We start from the raw sequence: 15,710 nt of genomic DNA on the forward strand, positions 1-15,710 counted from the left end.
AACTAAAGAGAGTAGGTACTTTAGTTTAAATGGCAAAATTTTTAAACTCTAAATGACAAAAAATACAAAAAAATTAAACGATTTTTTGTATATCGATTATTTAACTATTTTTTGTTTCTTCGATAGTGTTTCTCCTCATTGATTTATTGAGTTAAAATTTTAAGAACTAGGACAAAAAATATAGTGTTCACAAACACCAGGTTTATGGACTTTGTTCCTTTAAAAAGAAACAACTAAACAACCTCTTTATTTTTGTCTATAGAACCACTTAACGCTATATATCAACCACTTACCGATAAGCTATATTTTAGCTTTTTTATTTCTGTTATCATTTTGGTGAGGTGAGAATACAATGAATTTAATTGAAACAAAAAATTTAACTAAAAAATACGGACAACAGATTGCAGTTAACCAATTAAATATTAAAATTTCTGCAGGAAAGTTAACTGGCTACTTAGGTACAAACGGTGCTGGAAAATCAACGACCATTCAAATGCTTACAAAAACATTAACACCTAGTTCTGGAGAAATTTTTTACTCCAATAATCAACAGAAAATAGCAATAGGTGTAGTATTTCAAAATAGTGTTCTAGACAACGAATTAACAGTCTTTGATAATTTATTTTTAAGAGGACAAATGTATCAAGCAATTGAGAAAGAAACAATTATTTCTTTAATGAAAAAAACTGGTGTATTTTTATTTGCAAAAAAGAAATATGGACATCTTTCAGGTGGCATGCGTAGAAAAGTGGACATTACGAGAGCACTAATCAATCAACCAGATATCTTATTTTTGGATGAACCTACAACTGGACTAGATCCACAATCACGAAAAGAAATATGGGAATTATTAAATGAACTTAAACAAAACGGTTTAGGTATTTTTTTAACAACTCACTATCTGGAAGAAGCCGAATTTGCGGATTACATCTATATTTTAGAAAAAGGAAACATCGTAGAAGAAGGTTCTGCTTATCAGTTAAAGAAAAAATATGAACAACCTGTTGTTCGTTTATTAAGTAATCAAATGGATCTACTAGAAAGAGAATTAAAGAATTATCATACGAATAAAAAATCAGAAGATAGCATTGATGTTTATTTAGAAAACAAAGAGGAAGTCATTTCATTATTACAGCGAATAAAAGGATTAATCCTTGATTTTTCCTATCAGACTATTGGTATGAATGAGGTATTTTTAAAAGTTACTGGAAAGGAGATTGGACATGAGAGCATTATGTAAAAGAAATTTAAAAATCTATTTTTCAAATAGTGCCACTGTCTTTTTTTCTTTATTAGGTGCTTTAATTGTATTTGGCTTATACTTATTATTTTTACGGAAAAATATGGTTACGCAGTTTGATAGACTTACTGATGGGCCTATTATTGCTGACTTTTGGGTGTTGGGAGGGATCTTAGCTACAACAAGTTTAACGACATCTTTTACTGGCTTAAGTCAATTTATTAAAGATAAAGCTGAAAATAAGTTTATGGATTTTATTATTACTGATAAGAAAGCCTCTCACTTATTAATCGGATACTTTTTAAGTGGGCTTATTATTTCATTTTGTATGCAGGTAGCCGTTTTAATTTTTTGTCTCGTCTATTTTTCCTGCCAAGAAAATAGCCAATTTACTTTTATGATGGAGTTAAAGGCATTTGGAATCATTCTACTAAGTTCTTTAAATGCGACAGCCATCAATTTAATCATTTGTACATTTATTAAGACGGAAAGCACTTTACGTACAATTAGCAGTATCTTGGGAGCTATATCCGGATTCATGTGTACTGCCTATTTGCCTATAGGCTCATTCAGTGGGTTTACTGAAATAATTATCAAAATTTTACCCATTTCCTATGCTTCATCCAGTTTTCGTCGAATCTTCATTTCTCCGATCATAACAGATATGCCTCATGAACAATTGCTGGCATTAAAAGAGTATCTTGGTATTGGTTATACTTGGGACGATCATCTTACTACAGCTACTACGGATATTAGTATTTTGATTATTACTACTATTTTCTGTTTATTAGTATTGTCTTTATGTGGTAAAAAAATAGCACAAGTGAGTATGTCGTAGTTATAATAAGTAATATTGATAGCATAATCGGAGGTGTTTATTTGAATATCTTCTTCAAAAAAAATAATCAAATTAATGAAATTTTTATTACAGTAGAAAAGAATAATAGGGATAATGAAGTAGAGCAATTATTAAGCTATCTAAATGATTTTGAACAATCTGCAAGTGTATTAATTGTCGAAAAAGAAAATCAAATTTATAAATTTCCTTTTATGGAAATATTATGGATTGAAGTGATAGGGGATTACACGAGTATCTATACAAATACAACAAATACAATTCAGCTACGTGTTAGAAAAACACTGCAATCGATTGAATCAGAATTGCCTACCAATAAATTTATAAGAACCAGTCGTAATACACTTGTAAATATTAAAAAAATTAAAAAAGTAGAAAGTAGTTTTTCTGGAACAATGTCTGCCACGTTATTAAATAATCAAACGATTCATATTAGTCGTAAATACTGGAAAAATATTAAGAAAAGGATTTTGGATAATGACTAAATTAAATAGAATCATTAAAAGTTTTCTGATTGGTGTAGGTTTTGGTAGCTTTTTTTTACTGGGAGTTCAATTAAGCTATAGCCAAATTGTAGAAATTTCAAGGAATGAATTTTTAGTCGTTATTTTGGCTAGTGGTCTTATAGGATTGTATTCTTATTTGTTTCATAGTGAGAAAATAAATTTTTTAGTAGCAGAGATATTTCATTTTATTTTGACTTTAGGAACTGTTTTATCGGTAGCTTATTTGTTTTATCATGTCACTAATTGGAAACATTATTTAATCATTTTTCTAGTTTTTATTATCATTTACGTACTAACGTGGCTAGTGATTATATTATTTACTAATCATGAAATTGAAAAAGTGAATAAAAAATTAGAAAAGAATAGAGAAAAAATATAAATTAACTTATTTTTACTTAGAAATCTGGAAATTTCTATTTATTCTAACTCGGAAACAAAATCATTCAACCGCTTTTGAATAAACTTTATATTGCCTATAGAACAATTGCGCCAAATACTGATAAACATTTTTGCCTTATAAAAATGACAAAAAGCCCATAAAAAAACTCTTAAAATTCATGTTTTTGCTTGTCTCGTCAAGCAACTAAAACAAAAACTTTTAAGAGTTTAAAAACGAATTGAAAGGTTATTGGTAATACAGGTTTTCTGAAGGATAAAATGGCGCACTTGTGATATCAATACCTAATTGTTTTAAGGTTTGTTCATCATTTTTATTGACCATGACTGTAGAGTGAGCTTGGGCTCCATCTAGTTCGGCGAGTTTCTCATAAGCAACTTGTGCAATGGGATTGGTCACTGCACTAATGGATAAAGCAATTAAGACTTCATTGAGACTCAAAGTATCGATTGAAGAATGCGAGGCAGAGGCCTTCATCCCTTGAATTCTTTCAAGAACTAGTGGTGAAAGCAAAGGAATATTATCTGAAATATGGGCTAAATGTTTCACTGCATTTAAAACGACAGCAGCAGAAGCATTCATTAATGAACTTGTGCGACCTGTTATAATGACTTCATCTGGAAGTTCAATGGCGATAACAGCAGAAGGATCATTAGTTGAATTTTGGACGGCTTTCGCATAGTTATGCGCAGGCATTACAACTTTGCGATCCTCTGGCTGTAAACCGACTTCTTCCATGATCAATTTCATGCGATTGACTGCTTCTTCATCAATTAAACCTTTTTTAAAATCGCATTCGGTTTGAAAATATCGACGAATAATTTCTTGTCTTGAAGCTTCTTGAACCACTTCGTCATCAATAATACCAAATCCGACTCGATTGACTCCCATATCAGTAGGGGAGAGGTACACTGAATCTTTCCCAGTAATTTTTTCGATGATTCTCTTGATGACTGGGAAAGTTTCGATATCACGGTTGTAATTCACAGCAACCTTATGGTAAGCATCAAAATGGAAGGAGTCGATCATGTTCACGTCCTTTAAATCGACCGTCGCTGCTTCATAGGCAATATTTAAGGGATGCTTTAATGGAACGTTCCAAACAGGGAAAGTTTCAAATTTTGAATAGCCCGCTACGTTTCCTTTTTGGCTTTCGTGATATAGTTGGTTTAAACAAGTGGCGAGTTTACCGCTACCAGGACCTGGTGCGGTGACGACCACGATCGGTTTGGTCGTTTCAATATATTCATTTTTACCAAAACCTTCGTCAGAAACGATCTTTTTGACGTTTAATGGATAATCTTCAATTTCAGAATGTTTATAGACTTTAATGTTTCTTCTTTCTAACTTGTTCACGAATACTTTCGTCGCTGGCTGTCCATTATAGCGTGTGATAACGACACTATTGACTGATAGTCCATAACCACGTAGTTCATCAATCAAACGTAAAATATCCATATCATAAGTGATTCCATAGTCGCCACGGATTTTATTGCGTTCAATATCTCCCGCATAAACACATATCAAGATTTCTGCTTGATCTTTTAATTTTTGGAGGAGTTTGATTTTTGCATCTTCTTCAAAGCCAGGTAGGACACGTTTGGCATGTTTATCATCGACCAATTTCCCACCAAATTCTAAATATAATTTATCATAGTGATTTACTCGTTCAAGAATATATGTTGATTGTTCTTCAATATATTTCTCTGAATCAAATCCAATTTTTTTCACTAAATTCCCTCCTGTATTTTTAGAAACATATCTCGTTTTTTATAATTTTTAATAAACGAGATTCAAGTAGCAACTCCTCAACAATAAGCCCTGATTTTCAAAAATATGAAAAACTATTTTAGAAAATCATTTTTTATTTGCTCGGAGCTGACCGCTACTTTCATGTCCTTACCCACGGTGTTCAAAGCATTGCTTCTACGGAATTAAGCCCAAAAATGCAAAAATATGAAAAGCTATTTTCGCATTTTCGTTCTTAATTCTTGAAGCAGACCATGCTTTTCACAACCTTTTCTACTCAAGCATTTTTTCATTTTTTTAACATTTCGTCAACTGAGAAGGGATATCCTTGTTAAAACAACAAATAAAATCAAAAAACTGGCTTGTCTCGTGGTAAATTCATTGGTATGATAGGATGGATAAGGAAGGTGTCACATGAAAAAAAGACAAAAAAAGAAAAATGCATATAAACAGTATATTCGTTCAATTTTTACCGGTTATGAAAAAATGTTAGAAAATACTGATTTAGAAGAAATGAAGTTTTCTTACTTAAATGAAGAAACGCTTTTAACACGTGATGAGAATCAACGCATCCACTTCACAACTAGAGATCTGCCTAATAAATAAACATTTACTTAGTGCAAAAGAGTGGGAAAAGCAAACTCCCGCTCTTTTTTTTCACCAATCGTAACCAAAATTTTTGTGCAAAAACTAGACGGGTAAATAACTGATTTTGATTATTGCATAAAAAAGAATTGATTTATTTCTACATAGTAAAAGAAGTCCGTTTCAACATTTTTTTCTATAAAATGGTACTATTAAATTATCAATATAATATCAAGTGTACCGATTCTATTCGTTGCATAAATGCAATGAATAGAAGAACGTGAGGAGGTAAGAATCATGAAAGAGATTGCGAACGAAACAAAGCAAGAAATGGAACATGAAAATGAGGAAAGCTCATCTTTTTATGATATTAAGGAGAAAGCCAGTACAAATTTATCTCAATTATTAGATGATTTGCAAGCTTTTGAAAAGGCTGTACGTGAAGAAAACATTCCAGAAATTTATCAATTATACAATGGACGTTTAAATGATGAATTAAAAAAGAGTTCTAATGAAAACCACGAGATTGATCAACTGTTAATGCGAAAAATCCACGATCGATTTATTCAGGAATTTCCATTTATGGAGTTAACTGAGACAGTTTCTCCTACTATGAGTTACTATAAGATTGGTACGTATTATCACGAAAGACCAACAATTGGTATTGATGCAAGTCTACCTGAAATATTTGTCTTGCCACAAATTGATGAAGAATGGGCGAAATACACTCAACAACAACCAGATGATTACAGCAAACAAATTAATCAACTAGAGGCAAAAGTGATTACGGCAAAAGAAGAGATTGAACGAATTGATGAAAATCTAAAAGAGATCACTCTTCAAATTACCAAACTAGATGATACAAAAGGCTTCTTAAATCGAAAAAAAGTGGATGAAGAAATCCAAGAACTAGAAAAGCAAAAACAAAATCTTACGAATGAAAAATTAGGCTGGCTTCCTTATATTGAAGCGCCAGAAAAGATTCAAGAACAAAAAGAAGCATTGATGAAAGAAGAAAAAGCCAAACAGCTACGTATAGCGATTGTTGAAAAAGAGCAACGCCAAATCAAACGCTACTTTGGTGGAATAGAAGGATTTAGTCAAGCGATCCATAATTTTCTAATGAATTATTTAGGTAGTGAAAATCCAGATAGTCCTTTTTTAGAAGGAGGTGCTGAGAAATGAATGAATTTGATGAACAAGAAAAAAGAGAAGAGTTAAATACGTTGTCAGAAGAAAACGAGACAACCCAAGAGGAAATAAAAGAAGCTTCATCAAAAAGCCACCTATCAGATGAAGAATCATTAATAGAAGAAACCGAACCATTTATGACGGAAGAAAATGATGAAATTCAGCTAGATCAAAAGCATGGATTAAACGAAAATCAAGTATATCTTGAAACCAAAGATAAAGACCACCAAGACATTGTTCTTTTGATTGAAACAGCTGAAGCGGAATTAGCAGATTTAAGACTACGTAAATACTTGATTGAATCTGATTTTTCCGAATTATTGGATTCATTTGAGCGTTATATAACCAAAGGAGAGACGATTTCTCCTATTGGTAAAACCAGTTTAATTGAATATCTTACTTATGAACTTTTAAAACCTTTAAATGATATTGGACTAACGATGTCTTCGAGTACTTATGATACTTGGGAAACCAGACATTTTTCAATCAACTATTTTTTAAATGAACAAAATAAATTGATTTTTTCATTTGTACTTCCAACGATCAATCAGCGTTATCAAGTGGAATCCATTCATCTTTTAGAAGTCTCCCCTGAAACAATGGAAATAACGGTTCAAGATGATCGAGTATTGTCATTGATTCGTTATTGGTCGGTTGAACGTGTATTTTCTGCTGGACAAATTACGATTTTTAATCATAAACTTAATCAAATTTTAGCCCATGCTCGGAAGCTAGGTTTCTTTATCAATCAAACATTACTTGATAATACAAAACCACTTCATTTAAACCTTCAAAGTGAATATGAACTAACGAGTCAAGTGCTGGATGATATCTTTATTGTGACAATGAAAAATTCACAATATGACTTTGAGAAAAGTGGAAAGGATCACTATAAAGTGTTGCTTGATAAAGGGCAGTCATTGGCTATCACAAGAAATGAGCATAATCAAACCATTTTAGAAATCTCGTCTGGAGAATACCATCGCTCAGTTATTGATTTCTTTATTAATTATGAATTTCTAGTTCCTTTAATGGTACGAAAGACTTAAATTTGAATGAAAAACGTGTGACAGTCAAATCAGCGATTGTCGCATGTTTTTTGTGTTCCTTTTATGCTTACTTTGAATCTTTGCAGCATGAATTGGAAAATTGTGAGAAGGAATAAGAGAAATAAACAAAAACTTTTAAAAGACTTAATAAAGAAGAAGCCAAGCAATTCACTACTAAAAATAATCTAACGCATTCAATAAAGAGCAAGGAAACAGTTTTTTCAAAGTCATTCATTTGCTTTAAAAAAATGGATGAGAGGCCATAAAGTGAAAGAGGGAATAAAAAATGGAAAATTTTAAAAAAAGTGGCATGTTCTCTGTGATTGCGGCTTTAGGTGCAATCATCTTAGTCGCTATTAGTAAATTTGTCGGTTATGCAATCAGCGGAAGTGCAGCAATGCTTAATGAAAGTATTCATAGTATCGTTGATTGTAGCAACCAAATACTCTTGCTTTTTGGAGATAAACGGGCAAATAGAGGGCAAAGTGAACTCCATCAGTTTGGGGAGGGAAGAGCTAAATATTTCTTTAGTACGATTGTCGCAACGATGCTCTTTTTTGGTGGGGGAGCATTAGGTGTCATGGAAGCTTTTGAAAAATTGACTCATCCTTCTCATGAAGTAGAAAATTCGTTGATTGTCATCATTATTTTGCTCTTTGGTTTAGTTATTGAAGGAAGTTCGTTGCGTATTGCGATGAAAGAAATTCGTGAATTAAACACAGAAAAACTATCAATCATGAAATTTTTAAGAGAAAGTCGTCACAGTGAGATTCTCATTATTTTTACTGAGGATTTTTGTGCAGTCATTGGTCTTTTATTGGCTTTAGTTGGTACCATTTTGACAAAAATTACAGGGATTGCTGCATTTGATGCGATCAGTGGGTTATTGATTGGACTTCTTTTAATGGGAGCAGCGATTTTCTTAGCTAAGGAATTTTATAGTTTGATCGTTGGCGAAAGTGTCACTACAAGTGATTTGAACAAAATAAAAAAAGCCTTTGATCGTCCTGAAGTCTCTCGTTTAATCGACGTTAAAACAGTTCATTTAGGACCTACAGAAATTCTAGTTGCAGCTAAAATTGATATTTTTGATCAGAAAGAAAATGAATCGTATACTCTTATCAATCATATCGAACAAAAATATCAGCGAAAATAAGAACAAAAACTCCCATTTTTTAGATAAAAATAGAGAAATTTCGTTCTAAAATTTCAAATATAACGCTTAAAATTAGAAAAAAATAATATTGTTTTTTAATAAAACGGCTACAATTTCGTTTTTTTATGTTACAATGAGTCCGCTGTTTATTTGTTGTAATTGAAGGAGACATTTTGATGAATAAAAAGAAAAGTGCGCCTTGGCTTCAAGCACTGCACGCAGTAATGCCACTTTGCTTGAGTTATATCCCAGTTGGATTGGCTTGTGGTGTATTATTGCAAAAAGTTGGATTTAATCCAATTTTAGCAGGTTTATTGTCCATTTTAGTTTTTTCGGGTGGAGCGCAATTTTTAGTTGCTTCGATGCTAACCACACAAGCATCTTTTGCAACCACACTTTTGATGGTATTTTTCTTAGAATTACGCTATACATTGTTAGGTTCAAGTCTTTCAGGTTTTATGAAGAAAGAAAAGCGATTTTTCTTAGCGATATTTTCGCAATCTTTAAATGATGAAAATTACGCCGTTAATTATTTAAAATATTCAACTGATCCTACATGGAATAAGCGAAAAGCTTTATATGTGAATTGGTTTTCGATGGCTTCTTGGACAGTTAGTAATATGATCGGGAACATCTTTGGATCAGTGATCCACGTAGATGCTGATCTTGTTCACTTTGCACTGACTGCCATGTTTATTTTTATGTTTGTCATGCAAATGAAGAATGTTTTACTGATTTTTACAGGAATTTTTTCTGGAGCATTAGGGGTAGTGTTCATGGTTTTATTCCAAAATACACTGGGGTTGATCGCAGCTACAGTGATCGCTTCATTGGCAGGTTTCGCCTTAGAAAAAGCCTTCAAAAAAGAGAAAGCAAAAAAACTGAAACGCCTAAAAAATCGTGGCAAACATGTCAACGAACCATTATTCAACTTCCCAGAACAGGAGAGCCAACAAAATGACTAAAACTTATTTATTGCTTTTAGTACTTAGTTTGTTTGTCGTAGCTTACGTACCAAGATTATTCCCAATGCTGTATTTCACTCATCGAAAAGTACCTTCATGGTTTAGTGAATGGATGAAATACGTGCCGGTTGCTTTATTTGCGGCATTGGCTTTTAAAGATGTGTTTATTACTCATGAGCAGCTAGACATTGCCTGGAACGCCAAAATTTTAGCAATGATACTCGTTGCGCTAGTTGCTTATAAATCGCGTTCCATGGCATTGTCTGTTATTACAGGACTTGCTTCTGTTTTTTTACTGTCTATGCTCTAAAATTTGGCCTTCTCTCTTCAATAGAGAGCGGCTTTTTTTATGTATTTTTAAAATTTGATAGAAGTTTTGTCCTTCTTTATTTTTTTGCTATAATGAGAAAGTATTGATTTTACTAAAGGATAGTTGAGGAAGATTTAATGAATAAAAAATTGATGCAAGGAACGTTTTGGTTAACTTTTGCCAATTTACTTTGTAAAGTATTAGGAGTTATTTACTTGATCCCATGGTTAAGCATGATGGGGAATAATCAAGAAGGCATGCTTGCAACAACTTTATATAATGTTGGCTACTTGCCATATGGATTGTTTTTGATGTTAGGAACAGTTGGATTTCCGAATGCGATTGCTAAAAAGGTCGCAGTAGCAACCGAAGAAAATGACGAAGTTGCTTGCCGAGTCATTTTTCGTAGTACCATTAACATTATGTTCGTCATTGGGATCGTTTCGGCAATATTGATGTATCTTTTTGCACCGTTATTAGCGGGGATTAGTCCAATTGCTAATGTGAATAATGGTATTTTAGCGATTCGTAGTTTGTGTCCATCGTTGGTTGCGATTCCTGTTTTAAGCGCTATGAGAGGATACTTCCAAGGAAAAAACAATCTGCGTCCTTACGGTACATCATTGATTATCGAACAAGTCGTTCGCGTATTAGTCATTTTAGCAGGTACTTTTTATTTAAGAGTATTAACAGATGGAACGATTTTACAGGCTGTGTTAATTAGTACAGTGGCTTCATTCTTTGGTGGATTGGCAGCCATTATCCATATGTACATTGTAGGCTATAAAAATGATTACTTTAAATTACCTGATTTCTTGATTTCTAGTCGCTACTTCCAAAAAGAGAATCGAACGGCTTCTATATCCATTATCCGTGAAACGTTACCTTTTATCTTTGTTGGCTCAGTTATCACTATCGTACAAATGATTGACCAAGTAACAATGAAACCACTTTTGCATTTTTTCAGACCAGCAATTACCAATCAGCAATTGGAATTTCTATTCAGTCGTGCTTCTGTCAATCCTAATAAATTGACTTTAATCTTGATTTCGATGGTCGGCACAGTAGCGATCAGTAGTTTACCTTTATTAAGTACCTTAAAGAAAAAAGATCGTCTGCAAATTGAAAAAACGGTAGGAGATAGCTTTTCGATCGCTGTATTGATTTTACTCCCTTCATTAGCTGGGATGTCATTATTAGCGGGGCCTTTATATACTTTGTTTTTCGGCTATGATCCTGATAGTGTTGGTTATTTCCAATTGGCGTTATTGGCTTCTTTATTCTTTTCACTATTTACCATTCTTTCAACGATGCTCCAATCACTCAATCACCATCGGTTTGCTATTCGTTTAACTGTTGAAGCGATTGTCCTAAAAATCATCTTTCAAGTGATTGGGTTAGCACTTTTTGGTGGCTATGGCATGAGTTTTTCAAACACAGTAGCTTTTGCGATCGTATTTATCAGAGGCTATTATTATATGTGTAAAGAATACCGAATTGCACCATTAGCTAGAATAAAATTTTTCTTTCTTAAAACGTTTCGTTCGACCTTATTCATGTTAGTGATTTGTTCGCTTGTCTTTATCCTATTAAACATCCGATTTACGATGACTTCAAAAGCCCATTCTGTTGTTTATTGTATCGTCATTGGTGGTGTCGGTGGACTGACTTTTCTTTTTGCTCAATTTGGTAGTGCGGGTATTCAATTGCTTAAAAAATTCCAACATAGACAGTAAGACAACAAAGTGTCGAGCAATGAGCACGAGCAAAAAAGCTAAATTAAAATGAACATAAAGTGAGAGAAACCTTGATATTTGTTTCTCTCACTTTTGGATTGAGAGGTTCAAATGTAACGTCTCTTATGATATAGTTAAATGGACTGGTAAAATTCTTTGAAATGAGGAAATTAAATAAATGAAACTTGCAGTAGTTACTGACAGTACGGCTTACTTGCCTGAACGAATCAAGAATCATCCTGACTTATTCGTCATTCCCATTCCTGTCATTTTAGATGGAAAAATTTATAACGAAGGAATCGATATTGAAGCAGATGAATATTATGGCCTTCTTAAAAAAAGCAAAGACTTTCCGACAACTTCTCAACCTGCAGTTGGAGAAGTATTAGCATTATATGAAGAACTAAAAAACAAAGGGTATGATACCATTTTGAGTATCCATTTATCATCTGGAATCTCTGGATTTGTGAATACATTGCATGCGATGAAAGATGATGTAGCTGGTGTAAAAATTGTTCCTTACGATTCAAAAATCACTAGTATGCCAATGGGACATATGGTAGAAGCCACATTGGATCTAAACAAAAAAGGGCACTCTTTAGAAGAGATTGTGGCTCATATCGACCGCATCCGTGATAATACTTATGCTTATTTAATCGTTGATGATTTAAATAACCTCGTTCGTGGAGGGCGCTTGACCAATGGTGCTGCCTTAATCGGTGGCTTACTTAAAATAAAACCCATTTTAACTTTTTTAGAAGGAAAAATTGTTTTATTTGAAAAAATCCGTTCTAGCAAAAAAGCTTTTGCTAGAGCGGAGAAAGTGATTGGCATGAGAAATGATGAGATTATGCCACCAGTAAAATTGTACGTTATCCATGCAAATAATTTAGAAGTAGCCGAAGAAGAAAGAGAAAAATTACAAAAACAATACCCAAATGCTGAGATTGAAATTGGCCATTTTGGTCCAGTTATAGGTAGCCATTTGGGAGAAAAAGCGATTGGACTGGCTATTTCAGCACAATAATTCATTTTGATATGTACAACATCGTAAGCGAATCTAGAATTTGTTTGCGATGTTTTTTTGCTTTTTTTATTTATAAGACGTATAATCTCTATAAAAGTTTAGTAAACTAGTAATTTAGTAATTTACTAGTTTACTAATGGAGGAAGGATCGATAGTAATGGAAATCCCAACAAATTTAAAACATAAACCTGTGATTGTTGTAGAAGATTATGATAAAGTTGACGGAAGAAACGCACTTCATACGGATGCAAAGGGACTCTCATTGGGATTGGCTCAATGGAATGATCGTGGGAAAGTAGACATTTCTGGAAAAGTATGGCGTCACACTGGAGAAAAATGGTCACGTCAATCGGAAGAATTACCAATTACACGTATCTTAGATTTAGCTATACTTGCTGCACAAGGAAGCCTCTATTTCCAAGATGCTTATCGCTATGAAAAATTTTATGATCCAGAAAACCCAGTTGTAGACATTATTGGATTGCAGGGAAATCGTATGACCGTAGAAGTTGATACAAAAAATCCAAAGATCGATGAAGACATTATTCTTTATTATGACACTTTACAAAAAGATGGTGAATTAATCGGAGAACGTTTTCGTATATTGAAGCGTTTATTGGATGACTTAGGTTATTAAGATAAAGGAGTACGACACGATGAAAAATTTTTCACTGACTAAGGGTCGACAATTTTCAAGTGTTGAAAAACAAATGATCTGGCAAAAGCCCGCTAGCCATCGAACAAGTAAAGAAGAATTGAGAATTGCAACGGAGATCTATGAAAATTGGCAAGATCCTGAAATGAAAATTAGCAACGTATTGCTGGAAGGAGATGCCGGTTCTGGTAAAACACAACTGGCTAAAGCACTCTCTTCAGATTTACAGCTTCCTTATACTAAAGTGACCTGTTTTGCTGACATGGATAAATCTGATGTATTTGGTGCATTGTTGCCAATTGTTGAATCTGACAGCGACGATGATCAAGAATTGATTGAAGCCATCAAACAAACAGATACACTTGAGGCTGTTTTGCAGTTAATCAAAACCCATTATAACCTCAGTGAAGAACTGGCTAAGAGAAAACTAGCCGATTTTATTCAACGGATGGAATCATCAGAAAAGAATATCATTCGCTATAAATATTATCCTTCTGAAATCGTTCGTGCGATCGAAAAGGGCTATTTATTAGAAATCCAAGAACCTACTGTTATTCGTGATGCTTCTGTTTTAGTGGCATTAAACTCTGCATTAGAACCAAATGGACTTTTAAATTTACCAACTGGTGTCGTTTTGCGTCATCCAGACTGCATTGTCATCATTACGACAAACCGAAATTATGAAGGGAATCGTCCATTAAATGAATCCCTCAGAGATCGCATGCAACACGCTGAAAAAATGGATTTACCTACACTGGAAGTAATGGTTGAACGAGCGCTAGGGAAGACAAATATCCAGCAACCTGATTTGCTATTGAAATTAGCTGAAATCATTCGTTTATTGGATGATACAGCCAAAGCAAATGCGATTAAAGGAGTTGCTGGAATGCGTTCTTATTTCTATTGGGCAAATACTTGGAAACAAGGGCAAGATTTATTAGAATCTATTTATCCAAAAGTACTTTATAAATTGACTACAGATCAAGAGGAATTAACTATTTTGACACAAGCGTTAGCGGATAGTGGCCTTTTAGAGGAACTAAGAGAATTGTTACGCATCATCAAATGGGGACATCCATCAGATCAAAAAAAGAGGATTCAGGGAAGGATTCTTAGTGAAGCCCAAGCTCAAGAAAGAAATATTGATCAAGTTGCTGATGAAACTTTTTCATTAATGGAAAAAGAAAAGACTGAAACAAAAGAAGTGGGGCATGAAGAAGATTTTGATGAAACACTTGAAAATAAAGAAACAGATGCCCATTCATTTCCTTTAGAAGAAACACGCAGTCAAGATGTGGAAGGAAAAAGTTCAGAGAGTCAGAAACAAGCAGAAGATGATTCTGGTACTATGTCTGCTTCTGACATGGAAGCTTATGACAAAGAAATCAAACGTGAGCTTAATAAAGAAGCCCGTCAAGCGATGAAAGGAACCATGCATGAAAAAGAAGGGTTGATTGTCCATCGCCCAAAATTTGATCCACAAGATCAAGAAGCGAAGCAATTAAGAAAACAAATGTCGCCAATTATTGAATCGCTAAGTCGGCAAATTATCGACTTGCTAGAAAACGACGAATCAACAACTTATCAAAAAGGAAAGTATGAGGGACAACGTTTCAATGCAAGTAGGATCGCCTATAACGACTTACGTAATTTTGATAAGAAAAATCCACCCCATGAACAGCCTTCATTATCGGTTGCTTTACGTATTGATGAGTCAGGGTCGATGATTCGCGATGGACGAATAGAAGCCGCAAAACAAGCAGCCATTGCACTAGCCGAATTTGCGAAACGTGTCAAAATCCCTTTAATGATTTATGGTGACACCGCAGATGTTTCTGTTCGTGAGAAGACTTCAATTTTTTCTTATAAAGAATTTGCTGATGATTTTAGTTGGTTAGATGAAAAATTAGTTACCATGAAACCTCGGCAAAATAATCGAGATGGCGCCACGCTGAGACTCATGGCAAATAAGTTAAGCCGAGAAGCCGCTACGACTAAACTGTTAGTATCGATTAGTGATGGGCAACCAAAAGCTCTGCCAGATTATACGGGTAAAAAAGCAAAAGAAGATATACAATCTGTTTTAGCTGAATATGATCGTCAAGAAATCATTTTTATCTCTGCCGCTATCGGACAAGATAAGAAAGAAATAAAAGATATTTATGGAGAAAATCGATTCCTCGATATCAGTAATATCAACGAATTACCTAAACAATTAATTCAATTGATTTCTCGCTATTTGTAGTTTTGACCAATGATAAATGATAGACGTTTTGTAAGCTCACACA

At 33.6% G+C, this 15,710-nt stretch carries 14 protein-coding genes and 1 pseudogene; 14 read left to right on the top strand and 1 reads right to left on the bottom strand.

Going from position 1 to position 15,710, the window contains the following annotated elements; translation table 11 throughout:
• Positions 1-352 precede the first annotated feature (352 nt).
• The 4 genes from EVI01_RS00250 to EVI01_RS00265 are packed head-to-tail and all read left to right on the top strand — an operon-like array spanning position 353 to position 2,981.
• A complete protein-coding gene (locus tag EVI01_RS00250; RefSeq protein ID WP_010750953.1) occupies positions 353-1,240 on the top strand; it encodes an ABC transporter ATP-binding protein in 888 nt (295 codons plus the stop codon).
• On the top strand, positions 1,224-2,078 hold the full coding sequence (locus EVI01_RS00255; protein ID WP_010750954.1) for an ABC transporter permease: 855 nt from the start codon (positions 1,224-1,226) through the stop codon (positions 2,076-2,078). Before EVI01_RS00250 ends, EVI01_RS00255 begins: the two co-directional genes overlap by 17 nt.
• A gap of 41 nt (positions 2,079-2,119) precedes the next feature.
• The gene (locus tag EVI01_RS00260) at positions 2,120-2,581 is read left to right on the top strand and encodes a LytTR family DNA-binding domain-containing protein (protein WP_010750955.1); all 462 of its coding nucleotides are present in this window, start codon (positions 2,120-2,122) and stop codon (positions 2,579-2,581) included.
• On the top strand, positions 2,574-2,981 hold the full coding sequence (locus EVI01_RS00265; RefSeq protein ID WP_010750956.1) for a DUF3021 domain-containing protein: 408 nt from the start codon (positions 2,574-2,576) through the stop codon (positions 2,979-2,981). Before EVI01_RS00260 ends, EVI01_RS00265 begins: the two co-directional genes overlap by 8 nt.
• A gap of 246 nt (positions 2,982-3,227) precedes the next feature.
• Here EVI01_RS00265 and EVI01_RS00270 read toward each other — a convergent pair whose 3' ends face one another.
• Positions 3,228-4,730, bottom strand: a complete 1,503-nt coding sequence (locus EVI01_RS00270) for a DUF1846 domain-containing protein (protein ID WP_010750957.1) — start codon at positions 4,728-4,730, stop codon at positions 3,228-3,230.
• A 432-nt stretch (positions 4,731-5,162) separates the two neighbouring features.
• Between EVI01_RS00270 and EVI01_RS00275 the strand changes: the two genes are divergently transcribed.
• The 10 genes and pseudogenes from EVI01_RS00275 to EVI01_RS00320 all read left to right on the top strand — a co-directional run bounded on the left by EVI01_RS00275 (position 5,163) and on the right by EVI01_RS00320 (position 15,667).
• The gene (locus EVI01_RS00275) at positions 5,163-5,354 is read left to right on the top strand and encodes a hypothetical protein (RefSeq protein ID WP_010750958.1); all 192 of its coding nucleotides are present in this window, start codon (positions 5,163-5,165) and stop codon (positions 5,352-5,354) included.
• Between the two features lie 276 nt (positions 5,355-5,630).
• Complete coding sequence (locus tag EVI01_RS00280) at positions 5,631-6,518, top strand: HlyD family secretion protein (RefSeq protein ID WP_010750959.1); 888 nt, start codon at positions 5,631-5,633, stop codon at positions 6,516-6,518.
• On the top strand, positions 6,515-7,573 hold the full coding sequence (locus EVI01_RS00285; RefSeq protein ID WP_010750960.1) for a hypothetical protein: 1,059 nt from the start codon (positions 6,515-6,517) through the stop codon (positions 7,571-7,573). Before EVI01_RS00280 ends, EVI01_RS00285 begins: the two co-directional genes overlap by 4 nt.
• Positions 7,574-7,859: 286 nt before the next feature.
• Positions 7,860-8,723: pseudogene (locus tag EVI01_RS00290) on the top strand (cation diffusion facilitator family transporter); the annotation flags it as partial.
• 182 nt (positions 8,724-8,905) lie between these two features.
• Positions 8,906-9,694, top strand: coding sequence for an AzlC family ABC transporter permease (locus tag EVI01_RS00295; protein ID WP_010750962.1), 789 nt, complete (start codon positions 8,906-8,908; stop codon positions 9,692-9,694).
• Positions 9,687-10,004: an AzlD domain-containing protein gene (locus EVI01_RS00300; protein WP_010750963.1), complete on the top strand. Its 318-nt coding sequence runs from the start codon at positions 9,687-9,689 to the stop codon at positions 10,002-10,004. The genes EVI01_RS00295 and EVI01_RS00300 overlap by 8 nt, the downstream gene beginning before the upstream one ends.
• A gap of 137 nt (positions 10,005-10,141) precedes the next feature.
• Positions 10,142-11,740: a polysaccharide biosynthesis protein gene (locus tag EVI01_RS00305; RefSeq protein WP_010750964.1), complete on the top strand. Its 1,599-nt coding sequence runs from the start codon at positions 10,142-10,144 to the stop codon at positions 11,738-11,740.
• A 178-nt stretch (positions 11,741-11,918) separates the two neighbouring features.
• A complete protein-coding gene (locus EVI01_RS00310; protein ID WP_010750965.1) occupies positions 11,919-12,767 on the top strand; it encodes a DegV family protein in 849 nt (282 codons plus the stop codon).
• A 157-nt stretch (positions 12,768-12,924) separates the two neighbouring features.
• Positions 12,925-13,404, top strand: a complete 480-nt coding sequence (locus EVI01_RS00315; RefSeq protein WP_010750966.1) for a DUF6530 family protein — start codon at positions 12,925-12,927, stop codon at positions 13,402-13,404.
• A gap of 19 nt (positions 13,405-13,423) precedes the next feature.
• Complete coding sequence (locus tag EVI01_RS00320; RefSeq protein ID WP_010750967.1) at positions 13,424-15,667, top strand: AAA family ATPase; 2,244 nt, start codon at positions 13,424-13,426, stop codon at positions 15,665-15,667.
• Positions 15,668-15,710: the final 43 nt, after the last annotated feature.

The organism is Enterococcus villorum (genome assembly GCF_007990225.1).
In the GTDB taxonomy this organism is placed as follows: domain Bacteria; phylum Bacillota; class Bacilli; order Lactobacillales; family Enterococcaceae; genus Enterococcus_B; species Enterococcus_B villorum.

Bases quoted from the DNA above. Each gene is read 5' to 3' on its own strand.
- EVI01_RS00310 (WP_010750965.1), top strand. From the start codon at position 11,919: ATGAAACTTGCAGTAGTTACTGACAGTACGGCTTACTTGCCTGAACGA.
- EVI01_RS00300 (WP_010750963.1), top strand. From the start codon at position 9,687: ATGACTAAAACTTATTTATTGCTTTTAGTACTTAGTTTGTTTGTCGTA.
- EVI01_RS00280 (WP_010750959.1), top strand. From the start codon at position 5,631: ATGAAAGAGATTGCGAACGAAACAAAGCAAGAAATGGAACATGAAAAT.
- EVI01_RS00265 (WP_010750956.1), top strand. From the start codon at position 2,574: ATGACTAAATTAAATAGAATCATTAAAAGTTTTCTGATTGGTGTAGGT.
- EVI01_RS00285 (WP_010750960.1), top strand. From the start codon at position 6,515: ATGAATGAATTTGATGAACAAGAAAAAAGAGAAGAGTTAAATACGTTG.
- EVI01_RS00250 (WP_010750953.1), top strand. From the start codon at position 353: ATGAATTTAATTGAAACAAAAAATTTAACTAAAAAATACGGACAACAG.
- EVI01_RS00275 (WP_010750958.1), top strand. From the start codon at position 5,163: ATGAAAAAAAGACAAAAAAAGAAAAATGCATATAAACAGTATATTCGT.
- EVI01_RS00305 (WP_010750964.1), top strand. From the start codon at position 10,142: ATGAATAAAAAATTGATGCAAGGAACGTTTTGGTTAACTTTTGCCAAT.
- EVI01_RS00315 (WP_010750966.1), top strand. From the start codon at position 12,925: ATGGAAATCCCAACAAATTTAAAACATAAACCTGTGATTGTTGTAGAA.
- EVI01_RS00255 (WP_010750954.1), top strand. From the start codon at position 1,224: ATGAGAGCATTATGTAAAAGAAATTTAAAAATCTATTTTTCAAATAGT.
- EVI01_RS00320 (WP_010750967.1), top strand. From the start codon at position 13,424: ATGAAAAATTTTTCACTGACTAAGGGTCGACAATTTTCAAGTGTTGAA.
- EVI01_RS00295 (WP_010750962.1), top strand. From the start codon at position 8,906: ATGAATAAAAAGAAAAGTGCGCCTTGGCTTCAAGCACTGCACGCAGTA.